Below are 240 nucleotides of genomic sequence, written 5' to 3'. Positions count from 1 at the left end.
CACGGATGACTTGAATGGAATCTTGGAGCGGCTCAATCGTATTTGGTGTGAGGAACACTCGTTTAATCCTTTCCCCATAGGTTGGGATTTTAGATTCTCCAGTCACCACTTGCCCATTTTCTAATTCCGCGTGAAGAACAACACTTGAATTCGCTGCTGGCAATACTTTTCCTCTCACATTTAAGACCTTGCTCATTTCTGTGACGGCATGAAAAAAATCACCGGTTATATTTGTCATAG

1 protein-coding gene is annotated in these 240 nt (G+C 42.5%); it reads right to left on the bottom strand.

The window, feature by feature from the left end:
- On the bottom strand, positions 1-240 hold a 240-nt coding region (locus tag SB775_RS33400; protein ID WP_410865591.1), incomplete at both ends, for a gluconeogenesis factor YvcK family protein.

Source organism: Peribacillus sp. SIMBA_075 (assembly GCF_046534585.1).
This window is presented reverse-complemented; position numbering and strand designations above follow the sequence as displayed.